Genomic DNA, 16,341 nt, shown 5'->3' on the forward strand with positions numbered 1-16,341 from the left:
TAACGGATAGGATAACATATTTTACGAAAATTTATTTTTATAAATCTTCTCGAAAAGGTTGCTATAGACACACGATTTTTTTTGCCTTGGTATGATAAAAAATTTGTGTTGAAGGGAGAGGAATTAGTGAGTGCTGTTTTGTCGACAGCGAAAGATAATATATCCGATGCCTGGGTAAGTATTGGGACAGTGACAGCCCCTGTTTGGAATTCTAATTTTGTAAAACAGCATTGGATATTTTCAGGGATGCTTCGCACGAACTTTCAGATGGATTTGATGAAGATAAGTTAGAAACCTAAAAGACAGAAATAATGAATAATATGGATGGAATTAAAGGAATTAAGGGAGAAACTAAAATAAGGTGAAAGACGTAGAAGTATTGGTTAATCCTACTTTGGATGTAAAAAAGACATATGCTATTTCAGAACATAGAGAATACACCCAACATAATAAGCATGGTGTATATCGATTGCACGTTCACATTGAACCTCATTAATGAGAATTCCAAATATTATTAACAAATATTTTTATATTGTTGAGATGTATACCTTTAATTTAGTCTTATTACTGAGTGGGGTTTTCAGTAGAAAATAGAGGAAATCTGCCCCAATCGCCTTTATTTTATTTACTGATAAATTTAATGATAAAGGTGAAAATACGTCTATTTATAAAATGCCATTATTAAAATAGCTGTTCCACAGGATTTGTACTTTTACATAAATAATCGGGAAAGATAAATAATAACAAAAACTGTTGCTAAAGAGGTCTTTATGAACACTTTTGAACGGACTAGAAAGAAAAAAGAAACAAGTTTATATACATTGATTTGGATGATGGGAATTGGTTCTGCTTTATCTTGGGAGACAGCAGAATTAATGAATTCTCAACATCCCTATTTGGCTCCATTATCTGTTATTTTATGTCTGCAATCCACTTATAATCAGACACTTCGACTCTCTTTAAAGCGTATAATCGGAACCATTATAGGTATTCTTCTTATTGTTATTGTTTCGGGATATTTACATGTCAACGGCTGGAGTGTTGGCCTCCTTATCCTAGTAGGTGGCTTTATTTCTGCGTGGCTAAAATTTGATAAAGTAGTTTTACATCAACTTGCTATTACCATTTTATGTGTATTTGTATTTGAACAAAACAATAGTGGATATGCTATAGATCGAGTACTAGATACAATAGTGGGGATAATTTACGCTATTGTTATCCAGTTCCTTTATTCTCATAAAAATTAACATTGTAAGTTTTCGAAAAGTAATTATCCATACTATTTTAAAATTTCCTCAGATAATTTTATCTATATAAATTTAAATTAGATAACGGAAAAGTTATAAACTTAATAATACATAAATATATTTATGTATATGGATGAACAATGCCAAAATGCTTTCTTTTCATTTAATAAAACATGTTTGAAGAAGTTCTAAGGAAATTAAGGGTGATTATTTTATGAGAAATTCAAATAGCCAAACAGCTATCTATCTAGATAAAATAAATTCAGCTATTGAAAAGGGAATGATCGCAAAAGAAGTGGTCTGTTCCATAACAACTGGATTTAGATCTGTACCTTCTATTCGAACAAAACCTGGTCTTAATCCTTATCATGCATCTGTAGCAGATATTGGTTACGGATTTGATGCTGTTCAGGGGACAATTAAGCGAATTCAAGAGGGAGAAAGCATTCCATTTGTATTAGAGATGCTTGTATTTGATCTTGATACATTAAGGATCTCGGAAATGCAAATAAATCCTAACTTTGAACTTGCCGTTGAGGGTGTGGAGACTGAATTAGTTCATATAAGTCGATTTTTACATCAACAAATTAAAGAATCTATTACTGAGGCAAATAGATTAGGAAAGAAACTCATAGGAGATAATTGGGAAGAGATTATCAGGAAAGTCCAAAATATTCAGGCTATACCACGATTATGAGAGGTGGTTATACATAGTGACTGTTATGGAATTATCAAATAAACAAAGAAACGCATTGCTGGATTGGTGGAATACAATGGAAACGGCAAAACATGTCATACGAAGATTAATGTCTTTAATAACAGAATTTCGTGTTCGGCCTGAAACAAGTCATGCTGACGGAATGATTCTATTCTACAGGGCAGCATCTGAAGTTTCCTATGGTTATGCAGGGGTAAGAGGGTGTATTAGAAGAGCATTATCTAATGGGTATAGTGAAGCACTTCAAATGAATATGACTATGTGTCATAGCTTTGCGGAGAAATATTCAGTCGATACTAAAGTATTATTTGAGAGGGTTGCTGCTCAAATTACAGATCCAAGCTCAATGATATTGATACAAAGAATCAGGAATACCCTAAGAGAGAACGATTTTATGTTAAATCAAATTAAATTAAAAGCACTCATTTTTTTGGGTGGGGATAACTGGGATACATTACATAATAAAATGAAAAAAAATAATCAAATAAAAAGAAATTAGTGATATTGTTCATGTCATTATAAATGGGAAAGAAAAATATGAATAGGTACTATATAAAAATAAAGGGGTGTGTGCATAATGCATCCAAGTATCATTGCTGGATTAAACGGGGCCATATATAAAAAATTTTCCAACTCCAATTTATTGGCTTGGAACCAGAAATTGATGGGGCTATCGCCATATCATTATATGATAGCAGGACATCAATTCAATATTCTCCCGAGACCGCCAGGAGAACAAATGAATTTCCCTTATTTAGGACCTAATGTTCCACCGACATTTAGGCGTTAGGTTTTAGCTGCTTTGCAGCTTTTTTTATTTTATAAAACTAATGCGTGCTTATAATAGAATTTATCTTTAGAAGATTTGAAGGAAATAACAGTTTTCTAATTACATTCTGCTTTTGGGCAGCTTCTTTGACATAAAATGATATATTGATCTAGCTCTTGGCTTAAAGTGAGTGTCTCCTTACTATTGATACCATATTCTTGTACGACTTTTCCCAAATTTATTTTTAGAAGTTCAATATGTTTACCAAGTTCAGAAGGTGTTATTATGTTGAAAGAATCAGTATTTTTCATAAGTAACTCCCTAATATAAAAATTACCTTATAGATTATATAACCATAATTGGTATTTGTATACATTTAAAAGTTTAAAAAATTAAAAAGTCAAACATATGACAGGATAATAATATTTCGGGTAAACATAATCTTCTTAAGCAACTAACAGAAGGTTATAGGTTATGTAATATTTTGCACTGACATAGTTGTAGCAGAATAGTTTAAGTGAAAAAATTCACATATCGAATTCAATAATAAATCACTAGTATTGGATCATGCATATATTTGTACCTCTATTCAAAATAATAGAGGATTGTTGACGGAGGATTAGCACAATAATATATAGTTTAACCAAATCAACAAAAAATGTATGATTATGTTATTAGGGTTATATATATGCACTAGTTTTAGGGGGAAGGGTTTATGATTTTGATTTGTGAGTCGCAAAAATTAGATGACTATTTACTCGAATTAACTGAAGTTAATTATTCTAATCCGATTATAAAGAAGATAGCAGAAAAACTGTTTGATCTATCTCAGACGGAAATAGAAAAGGCGAGAATAGCTTTTGAATTTGTTCGTGATGAAATTTCTCATTCTTGGGATATTCAATCAAAACAAGTTACTTGTAGTGCTTCGGAAGTAGGAGACTTTAAAGAGGGGATTTGCTATGCAAAATCTCATCTATTAGCTTCATTATTACGTTCGCAGGGAATACCAACAGGATTTTGTTATCAAAGATTGATGTTATTTGATACTCCAGAAAAAGGGTATTGTATTCACGCATTAAATGCTATCTTTTTTAAATCACTAAATAAATGGATTAGAGTTGATGCTCGTGGGAATAAAGAAGGGGTTAATTCTCAATTTTCCGTTGAAGAAGAGAAATTAGCATTTGCAATTAACGAAGCATTTCATGAAAAAGATTATCCTCATATTTATGTTAAGCCTCACCCCAAAATTGTTGCTGTATTAAAAGAAAATACAAATGCATTAGAAATGTATAAATATCATTTACCAGACAGTTTGTAGTTGTTTTACAAAGGGGAGGGGAATTGTTTTATAGATGAGTAATCGACGCTAACTAAATAAGCTGCCATACGGCAGCTTATTTAGTTAGCAAACTTAACAGCAGCATTCTGTAGCTGTCTTGTGCTCTATTCAATTGAAAATTTAAACCAACATGAAGTTTAGATGGTTTATTCTTGTTCAGTTTTCCACCATAAGGCATCTTCTGGATTCGCAACAGCTTCTTTAAATTCAGATTTCGTTGCAACTGTTGGATAAGATCCTTTTAAGGACTTTCCGGTTGTACTCTTAAATAAGAATAGAATTACAAAGAATCCGATAATGCTTACGATTGTTAAATACCAGGCAGGTGCTAAGTTATTGCCTGTTTGGTGAACAAGCCATGTCGAAACTAACGGTGTAGTACCACCAAATATGGAAACAGAGACATTAAACGTTACAGATAATGTTCGGTAGCGTATATCGGTATAGAACATTGCTGGCAACGAACCGGGCATGGAGCCTTCATATGTTGCAAGCAGTACGCCCAGAATTAGAATACCCAACGAAATAAATAGCAGGCCATTCATGTTCACGAGATAAAAAGCTACTGCAGATAAAAGAGATAATCCCCCTAAACCAATTAAGAAGACATTTTTATTACCGATGTTATCACTTAACTTTCCGAAGAGTAATGTTAGTGGCACCATGATAACCATGACAAGTGTAATTAATATAGTACCTGTCGTGCTTGACAAACCAATTATCTCGTTCAAATAGGAAGGCATGTAAGATAGTAACATATAATTCGTTACATTAAAGAATGCTACAGATACGAAACAGACAATAATATCTTTTTTATGATTTTTTAGGATAGAGAAGAAGCCTTCTTCTATTTGCTCGTCAGCATCATTTGTAGAAATTTCATTCTCAAAAATAGGTGATTCCTCTAAGCTTTTTCTTAAATACATTCCAACGAATCCAAGGGGTAAACCGAGCAAGAATGGGATTCTCCAACCCCATGAGGCCATCTGTTCATCAGATAAGGTAATAAAGAGTATGCTGGCTACAAGTGAAGCCAATATATATCCTGTAAGTGTACCAATTTCCAATCCACTTCCAAGGATGCTGCGCTTATTATCAGGAGATGATTCGGCAATATAGACCATTGCACCGGCATATTCTCCTCCAGTTGAAAATCCTTGAATAATTCTTGCGACTAATAACAGTATCGGTGCCCATATTCCGATTTGATCATAAGTAGGCAATAACCCAATCAACAATGTAGAAAAGGCCATTAAGATAATTGTTGTAGTTAAGACGACTTTTCTTCCTGCTTTATCACCAATTTTACCGAAAATAATACCGCCTAATGGACGCATTAAAAAGGCAATGGCAAAAGTTGCGAAAGTAAATACTAATTTTAACTCGTCATTTTGAACTGCGCTAAAAAAGTTCTGACTGATAATAACAGCTAAGTAGGAATATAAACCAAAATCAAACCATTCCATTGCATTTCCTACTCCTGTTGCAAACACACTTTTCTTCGCTGTTTGGATATCAACAACGTTAATTTTCTTCTTATTAAATTTCATTTTTTCAACTCCGTGATGTGTGGTTATACAAAGAGAACAAATGAGTGAAACTAATGTTACTCATGGTACCGCTTATATGTATCATATTGTGTGCAAAAGTATCTGAAGCATACTTTAAGTATAAATAATTAAAAGTGCCAAAATCTTTTCAGGTTAGAAATCATAACCTACGTAAGTCATTTAACACAGGTGAATAGGTGTTCCCCTCCCATTATTAAATAAATTTAACTATATCCAGACATTGCTATCATTCAATACAATAGTTCTATTCATAAAACCATAAATTTTTATTTAATATTAAATACCCGTACGATTCTAATGGTAAACATAATGTAAAAAACTTCTTAGTTATATGTATCAACAGGGGAGATAAAAAATATAAAAGTTGGAATGAAGGATAAGGTTGTTTTGGCTTGTTTAATTAAGCCGACTTAGTGTCTGGGATAAAGCTATGAAGAGTTAACTAATGCTAGTTCCTCATTTTTAGATGTTCTTAATGAAGGAGAGGATTTAAGTGAAAATGAGTTGAAGAAATTTGAAAAAATCAGCAAACTTCCTAAAGAAAATGACGAGAATTTTTCAAACTTTATTTTAAAAAACACCTTACCTGAAGGATATCAAACAGAGACAAAGAGGATAAGTAAATATATTACATCTTCAAATGAAATTCTTTATGGACAAGATCAAACGCTTAGTAATATTACAGAAGACCTAAAAGAAGGAATAATTCCAGAAATAAACTTAGGTTCTATAATAAACAATACTGAAACAGTGAATGAAAGGGAACAGAAAAAAATGGAGGATTTCCTAGATGAGAAAGATATTAGACTAAAGCATTTGGAAGAGATAGATAAATTAAAGTAGCAGTTTCGCTGACTAAAAAAATCAAATGCAAAATAAAAATGAACTGTAATAGAATGACAGTTCATTTAATGGCTAGATATTATTTCCTGTTCTTTAGCGGAGAAATTACATTGTTATAAAAAAATCTTTCCCATTTAGATATCAAACTGTTCCCATTTTCACCACGTTGAATTTCAATCTCATGGTTTTTATGAAACTCTGCTATTCGTTTATTATGCTCATTGTGACATTGATGAAGAGTTAATTGTTTCATTATGACTCCTCCTTTCGATTAATCCTATTATATAGGTTGGCTCGAGTATAGAAAAGTGAAATTAACCTTCAAGTTTTGACATGGGGCAGTCAAATAATTGGCGGAAATTGTGCAACAAGAAAGGGAATGTGCAAGTGTAAAATATAAAATGTGAGAGCTAGGAAAATTCCGGTTTTCAAAAAAGGCAGATGTTGACATATTAAAACTTTGATTTTTAAAAATAAGACCTACAAACAACTACAAAAAATGGTTTCGTCAGAGTATAGGAAAATAATTCCTAAAAGTAATGAATGTGTTAGTGGCTTAATATTTCCAGATAAAGTTATCCTAGCTAATGATGTGAAAAAAATGATGAAAAGAATAGATCAAGATACTGACGCAAATAAAATAGCCATTGGTTATAGCTTCACAAATGAAGCGTTAGATTTATTAAAGAATGACAGTTTTAATGTCTTTACTATCAGTAATTTTGTATGGTCAGATGAAGATTATAAGGAAGTAAAGGGTGGTGATAGTAAGCATTATTAAGTAAATAGATTTTTACGTAGAAGGCTTATTTAAAAGAGCCCGATAACAGCTGCAGCTAATTTAGTCCATTTTAATGGTGGAAATTCTCTTTATCATAATTTTATTCTTTCCTAGGTAATAAAAACCAATGAGTGGAAAAGTTTATAGTAAATTCGATGCGACTTATTGACGATTAGAATTGGAGATATTATTGTAAATATCGTAAAATACAGTTGAAATTAAAAGTGAATTTCTAAGAAACGTTTGAAAGGAGTTCCGATGAAGAAAATCATTTCTATTGTATTGGTTGCTATCATAATTGTGTCCTTTAGTTATTATTCAACTGCGAAAGAACCCGTTGAAAAAAAAGAAAGTGTTATAACAGATAGCAATGGGAAAGTTATTGAACCAATTAGTGGTAATAACGATAATATTGGCCATTAATGTAGTGAGAGTTTCCTTTATGGTGTCTGTCAATGGTAAAGCGGACTCCGTATACTATCAAATGTTTGAGGGATTCACCAAACTGGGACTTGGATAGGAATGTTGGTTCTGCTTTTACAATTAGTTTCAAACATAAGTCCATAAAGGAATTTTTAAAACATTAATCCAATGGTTAATGTTTTTTTGTACTTTTTAATGACTATGTAGTCTGAGGTGTTAATCAATAACACTGGTGTATAAATTAAGTTTGTTAGCTTAGATAATAAAAGTAGGTTTGTTATTAAAGCACAAAGGATTTTTTTCCTGGTTTGTATACTTAGTGACTAATAAGTGACTTGTATATTTTTATCTTCTGACAAGGTTCTGTTTTTGAGGTTGAAGCAGTACGGAACTAATGCAAAATAATTTCTATCTGCTTTGTAAAAGGACTCATAGGAGTCCTCTTAAGTAGTTTGAATTTGTATTTCTTTATTTATATCACATTCTGAAATTTTATAGATATTCAGTTTTTATCCTTGATTAGTTGATTGCGATCCTCCATTTGAGGAGGCTCTTCAAACCAGCCATTTTTAATTTTAATTTTTATGCCTTCTTGAGCATAAAAATATACATCTTTCGCTAACAAAATGGACTTCATAGAAAGGTCATTTCTTAAACTAAAGAATGCCCCCGTCCCAGCACCGACAAGTCCAAATCCATTAAGAATGTAGATACAGTGCATCATCAGTTTGTCTGAAAAAGGGGAAACATTTGAGGTTGTTACAGTACCTACTGAAGAGCTGGAAAACCGGACATCCCCTTCTCGAAGAATATCTTCCATCATTTTAATTTGTTTCTTTGCAAGCTTTTTTCCTTTTAAAAAATATGTTGTAGCTTCTTTGCTTTGTGCACATTGTGCGAACCCTGTAATAAGTTGTAGCCCAATGTTATTGGATTGAAGGTTATGATGAAGGATACCAATTTCTAAATCATTAAGCGCTCTTTTATCACCAGTTAGTTTAAAGCCTTCCATATACTTTTTACTTTCAATAATTTCGTTTTTTTTCGGTAAGGAAACTTGAGGTGGAAGCGCAAGATTTCCTCTTTCTAGCAAGTAACAAGTTGATAATTTGTATATTTTTTGTGTAATTGTCGTTAATCCCTCATAAATTTGCATGACTCTTTTACTGTATGCCATATTCATATTTAAGGTATACAATCCCATGCTGACTTCCTTTAGTACCCGGATAAACATAATGTCAAATCCATTATCGTACAATTTAGGTGCTGTTAAATTTACATCCTCTGAGGTAAAACCTATTGGTTTAACCATTCCTTGTTCGGAAAATAGTTCCTCCATTTCTGAAACATAAAAATTTAATTCTTGCCAGAGGCCACCTAAAATATTTCTAGCTTGTAAATCATCAGATTTTTCAATGAAATACTCCAAAATCCTCATAATTAATGTTTTTTCCTGGTAAGTTTGCCATATTGCTCCTACTTCAGAAGCGCTTATAGAATTGTTTTGAAACAAGGGTCATACCTCCAGTTATGTATACTTATATTACTAATAATGTTTGCAAACAGAAGGTAAACAATACAGTGATTAATGCAGAAAAATCCAACACATATACACTTAAATGTAAAATGAAAAGGCACTTTAACAAATAGGTTTACAGTATAATGACCGGCTTATTTTATAAAATGGAACTAAGGTGGCAGCAATCTTGTAATAAATGAACCCAAAAAAGCAACTTTAAAGTAGTGCACTAAAAGAGAAGAGAACTTCTTGAGAAAAAAGATATCACTTTTTTGGAGTATTTGACGGGAATGTTGAATATAATTTGACGATGGATAGTGTGAATTTTTTTAGAAGAAATATTCATTCACTATGCTATATGATTCCTAAGGTAATAAGTTTCTAATTGTAAAGGCTGATGAAATTGATTTAGCTGTAGGAACGCAAATGTCTAGAATTTTTGCGGAGGGATTTACACAATGGCTTGTCTTTTTTTCTAAAGATAAGAACGTTATTGCAAAGGCTTTTGCTCATATGTTTATTTTAGATCAGTTTTTTGTAGCTATATCAAATGGTGAAATTGCTGGAGTTACGGCATGTACTGATGGAACAAAAAAATCGGTAAGATTAGATAAAAAAGAGTTGAGAAGCATTTATGTTCCTTTAAGGGATAAAGGGAATTCTTGCGCCTATTTCTATTAGATTAGTTTTCTAGAATGTGTCTATGGCTTACAGGAGAAGGAGTGAAAGATTTGTTTAAAAACAGTAAGGGCCAGGTAAGGACAGGTTGGCTCATTTTTGTAACGCTAATAGTTACTTTTATAATTCAAGCAATTTTTATGCTTCCAGTTGAGATGTACGCATTATTTACAATGAGTTCAGACAGTACAGGTGTATTTAAAATGGATAGAAGTGATATTATGTCAGGTCGTCCATGGTTAGATGTATTTTCCTATGCTTGTGGTTATGTAGCTGCTTTAATTTCATTGCTTTTATTATGGAAATTTTTAAATAAAAAGAAAATACAGGATTTAGGTTTTGGTTTATTCCTGAAAAATATAATATTTGGTTTATTATTAGGAGCAGTATCTATTGCAATCATTTTCTTTATTCTGCTGCTTACCGATAATATTGAATTAATCAACTCACTTTCCAACCCAAACTTTACAACTTATTCAGTTACTTACTTAATCTTTTTTATCTTGGTTGGTTTGTTTGAAGAGCTTGTATTTAGAGGCTATATCATGTCTACCCTTGCAGATAGAGGTCGTCGAAAGGTTACCATTTACATTGTTTCAGCCCTGATTTTTGGAATTGCCCATTTGGCTAATCAAAATGTAACTCCGCTAGGAATTTTCAATATCTTCCTAGTAGGAATACTATTTGCTTATATGTATGACAAAACACAGAGCTTGTGGACGCCAATTGGATATCATATTACATGGAACTATTTTCAAGGAAATGTTTTCGGCTTTCCTGTTAGCGGAACGACGCCATATGGTGTATATACAATAGATGTGAGTGGGGGAAATGATATAGTAACGGGTGGTCCTTTTGGTTTAGAAGGAGGGCTGTTAGCTACTTTATTAATCTCCTTTGGCTTTATTTGCACTCATTTATTTTCCGGGAAAAAGAACAAAGCCTCTATTCGAGTGTAATATGGAGACTGGAAAAGGTATGTGGAAATTAGCTTTTCTTGATTTATAGGTAATAAGGCTTTCATTATGAGGTGTGGCCATCAATTTAAAAAAACAAAACATAGTACGCGGCTTTGACACTAACAGGTCAGCATAATTGTAATAAGTTTTCCTTTGTAGTTAGGGAACATGATTAACCTCCAATTTAAGCATCTTTTTTTATAATTTGCTTTAAGAGAAATTTTATACCTTTCAGGATTTATAACCCTAAGGCGTTGGTAATGCATAATAAGTTTTGCTTTTATTGATTGTTGATCCATCAAGGAGTAATATTGGTGTACCTTAAAGCTGTGCCCTTTTCGACATGAATAAATAAAATAGAATGAAAAGCCTAACTCAGTTGAGTAAGGTTTTTTACTTACTTTTCGTTTAATGAAAGGGTGATAACTTATATACAGGTATATAAAAAAACTTATAAGGACACAAATGAAGAACAATTTTCTCATGATTCTATGTAAGAAGTAATTTTATAAGGGAGTAGTCTTCACCAAAGTTTCAAATAATAGTATAAAGCTTACTATTTATCCTAGAGGAGTTTGGAAATGAACTTTTTAAAATGTATTTTACTACTATGTCTCTTACTCCTTTTAACTGGTTGCTGGGACAGGAATGAACTCGCGAAGACTTCTATTGTTACAGGCATGGCAGTTGATAAAGGGGAGTCATTTAAATATAAGCTTACTATTGAAACTACAGAGGCAAGAGAGATGACGGCTCTAACAGCAACTGGTTTAGCCTCATCGAATGTTGCTTCTTTAGAAGGGAATACAATCGGGGAACTTGTTTCTAAATTTAACGTTGTAAATGCAACTATTCCAATATATTCTCATATGAGAGTTTTAGTTATTAGTGAAGAACTGGCCAAGGATGGAATGTTAGATTTTATGGATTTTTTTGATCGAAATCGCCAAATTAGAGATGACTTTCTTATCGTTATTGCAAGAACAGGAAAAGCAGGCGATATTTTGAACGTAAATAATATGTATAAAAAAAGTCCTTCGCTTAAATTATTTACTCAATTAACTACAATGCAAAAGGACTGGGGAGGAGCTCCAGATATTAAGTTAAATGATTATACTCGAATTTATAATTCAGAAGGACAGGCTCCAGTGCTACCTGCAGTCCAATTAATTGGGGATCCCAAAAAGGGGGGGAATATTGAAAATTTAAAAAGTGAAGCCCCTGATAATCAAGTAAAGGTAAATTCTTTGGCAGCATTTAAAAATGGAAAGCTAGCAGGGTATGCATCACTATATGAAGTACGCGATTTACTCTTTGTCCAAGGTAAAATAAAAAGTACATCTATTGACGCCAAATGTGTAGATGAGAAAAAAAAGTTTGAATATCGTGTAACCCATTCTACTACTAAGATTACTGCTAAAGAGGTAAAAGGTATACCGAATTTTTACATAAAGATAAAGACAGAAGGAATACTGGATGGTACTGAATGTTTAACAAAGTTAGGTAATGCAGGTGCATTCGAAAGCTTTGAATTATCAATAAATAAAACAATGGAAAAAGAGATAAAAGAATTTATAAAAAAAACGAAAGAAGAGTTTAACGCGGATATCTTTGGATTAGGTGACTTATTAAGAGAACAGGATTATAAAAACTTCAAAAAATATAAAGATACTTGGGATGATGGATATGCAAAAGCGAAAATGCATGTTGATTTCAATTCAGAAATTAAAAGAAGCGGATTAAGAAAAGAACGTTATATAGAGAATAAATAAAGTATATATTATTTTTGGGGAATAATTACATCATGAGTTTTTAATAGAAGGAAAGGGTGACTTTCTGATTGCTATCAAAGATTCATCCAAAAGTTATGATAAGTATATAAAAAAAACAAAGAGGACCCTTCATTTTTGTGTGAAGGTAAGAGGTAGTTTAAATACATGAAAAAAATTCTAAAAGAATATCAGTTCTACGATAGCTTTAATGAGCTTGCTATAGACATTCTTGCATTAGCAAAAGAGATATTACCCGAGGGGTTTTTGTTCTTAAGTGCATTTACAGATAAGGAACAGCACATCTTAAAAGTTGCTGAAAATAAGGAGGAAATTCATATAAATGAAGGAGCCATTATTCCGCTCCAATCCGCAATTTGTACAAGGATTAATTTTACCGAGGGAAAGGCTTTAGTTTATGAAGATATAAGCAAAGAAGAGAGTTTAGGGGATATAAAAAATACTTATCAATCGACAAATGTAAATGCTTATTTGGGCGTACCGGTAATTCTAAGAAATGGAGAAGTCTTTGGAACCATATGTGCCGTTCAGGAGAGTGCTACAACGTTTAACAGTAATAGCATAAAGTTAATCGAAAAGCTGGCAAAAATGTTTTCGTACTACTTAGAATTAGAAAGTATGGCTTACAGAGACCATTTAACTGGTTGTTATAACAGATATTTTCTGGAAAGATTTTTTAATCAATATACAAAAAAAGAGGGAACCATTTTCTTTATGGATTTAGATGGTTTTAAAAAGATTAACGATCAGCTAGGACATGAGGCTGGCGATTTTGTCTTAAAGGAAGTTTCACTAAGAATAGAAAATGTCATTCAGCAGAGCACGCTAAATGGGGCTGTCTTTCGTTTAGGCGGGGATGAGTTTATTGTTAATTTAAGTAATATTAACAAAGAAACTGTAGAAGATATAGCCAATGCGCTTATTCGGAACTTATCCTCTTGGGATTTTCACATAAAGGATTTCCGCTTATCCGTAAGCATCGGCATAGTTACATATTCAAGGGAAAAGCAATCGCTCGATGACCTGTTAAAAAAAGCCGATAATGCTTTATATCGGGCAAAAGCAAGTGGTAAAAATACATATCGGTACTTTTAACTTTTTATATTCAAATGTTTCTATGACTTGCTCGGAAAAAGTCCCTGTTTGGGGGCTTATTTCGCTTGGGTTTTTTCGTAAGTCATTTTCTGAGGAGCCGTATAACATATATTTCTCCCTTGATTAGATTAGTATATGGGAGACTAATCCTAAAGTAAGTGTAAGACATAAAATTTTTAAGGAACCTGTATTACTATCGTATCATCAATATATAATAAATGAAAAACTAGCTTACGGATTGAAACAGGACAGCAATCCTGTAAATAAAGACCAGTCTGCTTTCACAAACAGGACAGGATTATAGATGGCGGAGTTTAAAACAGCCACTTACTATAGAATCATTAGTCTGATACAATAGTTATGTAACTTTTTATCGGATTTTTTATTGTAATAGTTTTTGATTCATGGAGAGTGAAATAAAGAAAAGGTTTTTAACTGCAACACTATCTGTTATCTTATTTGCAATTATATATTCTTGTATTTTCTATACACCCGATTTTGGTTTCTTTTGGTCCATTTTATTTGCTTCTATTTTTGCAAGTCCTATTTATTACTTTATAGGAATACCGATATCACTCCTGATTGATATTGGTATGAAAAACATAGAAATCAAATCAAAAAAGGTGAAATATCATCTCTCTTTTGGAATGTATTCAATAGCTGGTATTCTTGCTGGTGTAACATTTTTCATTATTTCGACTCAATCTTTCCTTATTAAAGAGATTATTATATTTTCTACCATAGGAATCATTGCATCAAATATTTATTTTCATGTATCATTGATGTTATCTAAAGTGAAATTAAATCAATATAAAATGTATACTTAAGACAGCTGCAATTATGTAGCAGTTTTTAGGTAGTTAGGGTCTGAAAATGAATAAAATTTTCGCTTTCCATCTCATTCACTGTTATGTATATTTCAATGCGTTAGTTACAAATCAAGATTATAAATAAACCGGCATTATCTAAAGTGGCGAAAAATGCATTTTTATCTAGAATATTTTTTGTCTTTAATGTATGTTTGTTTTAGTTGATTATTAAATCCGATGAAAGGGTATATTTTTTATGAAAATAAAATAACTTCTCGTTTTGTAACGATTCTTTTTACGTTTTAAGCAATAGTGAATTTTTAATCATGATGCGAGGAGTTTGACGTTATACTATTTCTTTGTTATAATAAACTGTTTTAATAAATGGAGGAGGCACATTATATTAATGTCAACAATTGAAGTAGGTAGTAAATTACAAGGTAAAGTAACTGGTATCACTAATTTTGGAGCATTCGTTGAATTACCCGGAGGAAAAACAGGTCTAGTGCATATCAGTGAGGTTGCTGATAACTATGTAAAAGATGTTAATGATCATCTTAAAATTGGTGATATGGTTGAAGTTAAGGTTTTAAGTGAAAAAGAAGGAAAGCTTGCTTTATCCATTAAGCAAACTGTAGATAGACCAGAAAGACCTGAAAGACCAGAAAGAACTTCGTTTTCTAAACCACGTCCACGTCCAACTAACGGAAGAGGCAATGATCGTTCTAAAGGGAATTTCAAACCAAAAGAAACATTTGAAGATAAGATTTCTCAATTCTTAAAGAGTAGTGAGGAGAGCTTATCAACTATTAAACGTAATGCGGAAGGTAAAAGAGGGGGAAGAGGAGGAAGACGTGGATAAGCTTGTTACGGTTTATTCACTATTCTTTTAAAGTGAACTATTCATCCTAAATGCCTTTTGTAGGTTTAAGAACAAGTTAAACCTGCTAAATGTTACTAAACAAACTAGATACTTGTAAAAATAAGAAATGAAAAGGTGTATAACCAACCGCTGACTGGTAGTACACCTTTTTTTGCTTGGAAAAGTAAAGGTTTTTCTTTTTTAGGGAGAGTTGAGCAATAAATAAGATGGAGATTCACAACATAGTAAGAAAACAAAAACTTTTATAATCCAATCAGTTCAAGTCAACGAAAATTAATTGTCTGCAAATGACTAAAAACATCAGAAATTGAACAAGTTCCGTATCCACATAGGCAAGTGTTAACAAATACCAACTTTTATGTGAATAGCTGCCTGACTCCTTAGTAAATTAATCATCTATCTAATCATATTGTTGATTAGCTTCTTTGCGGCAACTTACATCATTAATTGTTTCCACTCTATTTCCTAACAACATTTCCAATAGTACCTTCACGTTTTCTTTATCTTTATATGTTAACTCAACTCCTCTATAGTTAATAAGTTCTTGTGAAAGAATCCAATCTATATCTGTTGGGAACCTTGTTGTTTCATCTTTTTTTGAACATCCTAATAGATAATCAGTTGTAGTATCAAAAACTTCCGCCATCTTAGGTAATAATTCCATTGGCGGTAGACGAAGTTGAGACTCGTATCCAGAATACATAGATGCTCCTATGTCTATCTTTTCAGCTGTATATTTGATAGTCCAATCCCTTTTGAGCCGAAGTTCTTTAAGACGATTTACAAGCTCTTCCGCAAATTGTTTGTTTTTCATGTTGTCCCCCTCTAAAAGTTCTTAATTGAGAATTTTTTAGAATATTATAACAGGTTAAATTTCATACATAATTTAACGCTTCACAGAACTAAATATT

General features: G+C 32.1%; 19 protein-coding genes and 1 pseudogene. 15 read left to right on the plus strand and 5 right to left on the minus strand.

Annotated elements, in window-relative coordinates; all coding sequences use genetic code 11:
• The first annotated feature begins 126 nt into the window (after positions 1-126).
• The 5 genes from EM808_RS28580 (at position 127) to EM808_RS12730 (ending at position 2,755) form a co-directional block, all read left to right on the plus strand.
• Entirely contained in the window at positions 127-291 is a 165-nt protein-coding gene (locus tag EM808_RS28580) for a hypothetical protein (RefSeq protein ID WP_164849655.1), read from the plus strand.
• 479 nt (positions 292-770) lie between these two features.
• Positions 771-1,247, plus strand: a complete 477-nt coding sequence (locus tag EM808_RS12715; RefSeq protein WP_127738581.1) for an FUSC family protein — start codon at positions 771-773, stop codon at positions 1,245-1,247.
• Positions 1,248-1,461: 214 nt separating this feature from the next.
• On the plus strand, positions 1,462-1,944 hold the full coding sequence (locus tag EM808_RS12720) for a hypothetical protein (RefSeq protein ID WP_127738582.1): 483 nt from the start codon (positions 1,462-1,464) through the stop codon (positions 1,942-1,944).
• Positions 1,945-1,969: 25 nt separating this feature from the next.
• The gene (locus EM808_RS12725; protein ID WP_127738775.1) at positions 1,970-2,464 is read left to right on the plus strand and encodes a hypothetical protein; all 495 of its coding nucleotides are present in this window, start codon (positions 1,970-1,972) and stop codon (positions 2,462-2,464) included.
• A gap of 78 nt (positions 2,465-2,542) precedes the next feature.
• Positions 2,543-2,755, plus strand: a complete 213-nt coding sequence (locus EM808_RS12730; RefSeq protein WP_127738583.1) for a hypothetical protein — start codon at positions 2,543-2,545, stop codon at positions 2,753-2,755.
• Between the two features lie 95 nt (positions 2,756-2,850).
• Here the strand turns inward: EM808_RS12730 and EM808_RS12735 are convergent, their stop codons facing one another.
• On the minus strand, positions 2,851-3,045 hold the full coding sequence (locus tag EM808_RS12735) for an aspartyl-phosphate phosphatase Spo0E family protein (protein WP_127738584.1): 195 nt from the start codon (positions 3,043-3,045) through the stop codon (positions 2,851-2,853).
• 404 nt (positions 3,046-3,449) lie between these two features.
• Between EM808_RS12735 and EM808_RS12740 the strand changes: the two genes are divergently transcribed.
• Positions 3,450-4,058, plus strand: coding sequence for a transglutaminase-like domain-containing protein (locus tag EM808_RS12740; RefSeq protein ID WP_127738585.1), 609 nt, complete (start codon positions 3,450-3,452; stop codon positions 4,056-4,058).
• Positions 4,059-4,225: 167 nt separating this feature from the next.
• Here the strand turns inward: EM808_RS12740 and EM808_RS12745 are convergent, their stop codons facing one another.
• Positions 4,226-5,629, minus strand: coding sequence for an MFS transporter (locus EM808_RS12745; protein ID WP_127738586.1), 1,404 nt, complete (start codon positions 5,627-5,629; stop codon positions 4,226-4,228).
• Between the two features lie 465 nt (positions 5,630-6,094).
• Between EM808_RS12745 and EM808_RS12750 the strand changes: the two are divergent.
• Positions 6,095-6,493, plus strand: a pseudogene (locus EM808_RS12750) (NDxxF motif lipoprotein); the annotation flags it as partial.
• A 79-nt stretch (positions 6,494-6,572) separates the two neighbouring features.
• On the opposite strand, the gene EM808_RS28585 reads toward EM808_RS12750, so the two are convergent.
• Positions 6,573-6,746, minus strand: coding sequence for a hypothetical protein (locus EM808_RS28585; protein WP_164849656.1), 174 nt, complete (start codon positions 6,744-6,746; stop codon positions 6,573-6,575).
• 348 nt (positions 6,747-7,094) lie between these two features.
• On the opposite strand from EM808_RS28585, the gene EM808_RS12755 reads away from it, so the two are divergent.
• Both EM808_RS12755 and EM808_RS28590 read left to right on the plus strand, forming a co-directional pair.
• Positions 7,095-7,274 (plus strand): hypothetical protein, encoded by a 180-nt coding sequence (locus EM808_RS12755; protein ID WP_127738588.1) that lies wholly within the window; start codon positions 7,095-7,097, stop codon positions 7,272-7,274.
• 258 nt (positions 7,275-7,532) lie between these two features.
• A complete protein-coding gene (locus tag EM808_RS28590; RefSeq protein WP_164849657.1) occupies positions 7,533-7,697 on the plus strand; it encodes a hypothetical protein in 165 nt (54 codons plus the stop codon).
• A 502-nt stretch (positions 7,698-8,199) separates the two neighbouring features.
• On the opposite strand, the gene EM808_RS12760 is transcribed toward EM808_RS28590, so the two are convergent.
• A complete protein-coding gene (locus tag EM808_RS12760) occupies positions 8,200-9,210 on the minus strand; it encodes a DUF3231 family protein (protein WP_127738589.1) in 1,011 nt (336 codons plus the stop codon).
• A gap of 432 nt (positions 9,211-9,642) precedes the next feature.
• Between EM808_RS12760 and EM808_RS12765 the strand changes: the two genes are divergently transcribed.
• From EM808_RS12765 to EM808_RS12790, 6 genes are all read left to right on the plus strand, one after another.
• On the plus strand, positions 9,643-9,897 hold the full coding sequence (locus EM808_RS12765) for a hypothetical protein (protein ID WP_127738590.1): 255 nt from the start codon (positions 9,643-9,645) through the stop codon (positions 9,895-9,897).
• A gap of 41 nt (positions 9,898-9,938) precedes the next feature.
• On the plus strand, positions 9,939-10,853 hold the full coding sequence (locus EM808_RS12770; protein ID WP_235856607.1) for a CPBP family intramembrane glutamic endopeptidase: 915 nt from the start codon (positions 9,939-9,941) through the stop codon (positions 10,851-10,853).
• Positions 10,854-11,434: 581 nt separating this feature from the next.
• On the plus strand, positions 11,435-12,625 hold the full coding sequence (locus EM808_RS12775; RefSeq protein ID WP_127738591.1) for a Ger(x)C family spore germination protein: 1,191 nt from the start codon (positions 11,435-11,437) through the stop codon (positions 12,623-12,625).
• 165 nt (positions 12,626-12,790) lie between these two features.
• Complete coding sequence (locus EM808_RS12780; protein ID WP_127738592.1) at positions 12,791-13,738, plus strand: sensor domain-containing diguanylate cyclase; 948 nt, start codon at positions 12,791-12,793, stop codon at positions 13,736-13,738.
• 404 nt (positions 13,739-14,142) lie between these two features.
• Positions 14,143-14,565 (plus strand): hypothetical protein, encoded by a 423-nt coding sequence (locus EM808_RS12785; RefSeq protein WP_127738593.1) that lies wholly within the window; start codon positions 14,143-14,145, stop codon positions 14,563-14,565.
• Positions 14,566-14,953: 388 nt separating this feature from the next.
• A complete protein-coding gene (locus EM808_RS12790; protein WP_127738594.1) occupies positions 14,954-15,409 on the plus strand; it encodes a S1 domain-containing RNA-binding protein in 456 nt (151 codons plus the stop codon).
• Between the two features lie 421 nt (positions 15,410-15,830).
• On the opposite strand, the gene EM808_RS12795 is transcribed toward EM808_RS12790, so the two are convergent.
• Positions 15,831-16,244, minus strand: coding sequence for a helix-turn-helix domain-containing protein (locus EM808_RS12795; RefSeq protein ID WP_127738595.1), 414 nt, complete (start codon positions 16,242-16,244; stop codon positions 15,831-15,833).
• Between the last annotated feature and the right edge of the window lie 97 nt (positions 16,245-16,341).

This window comes from Niallia taxi, assembly GCF_004005475.1.
GTDB classification, from domain to species: Bacteria; Bacillota; Bacilli; order Bacillales; family Cytobacillaceae; genus Niallia; species Niallia taxi.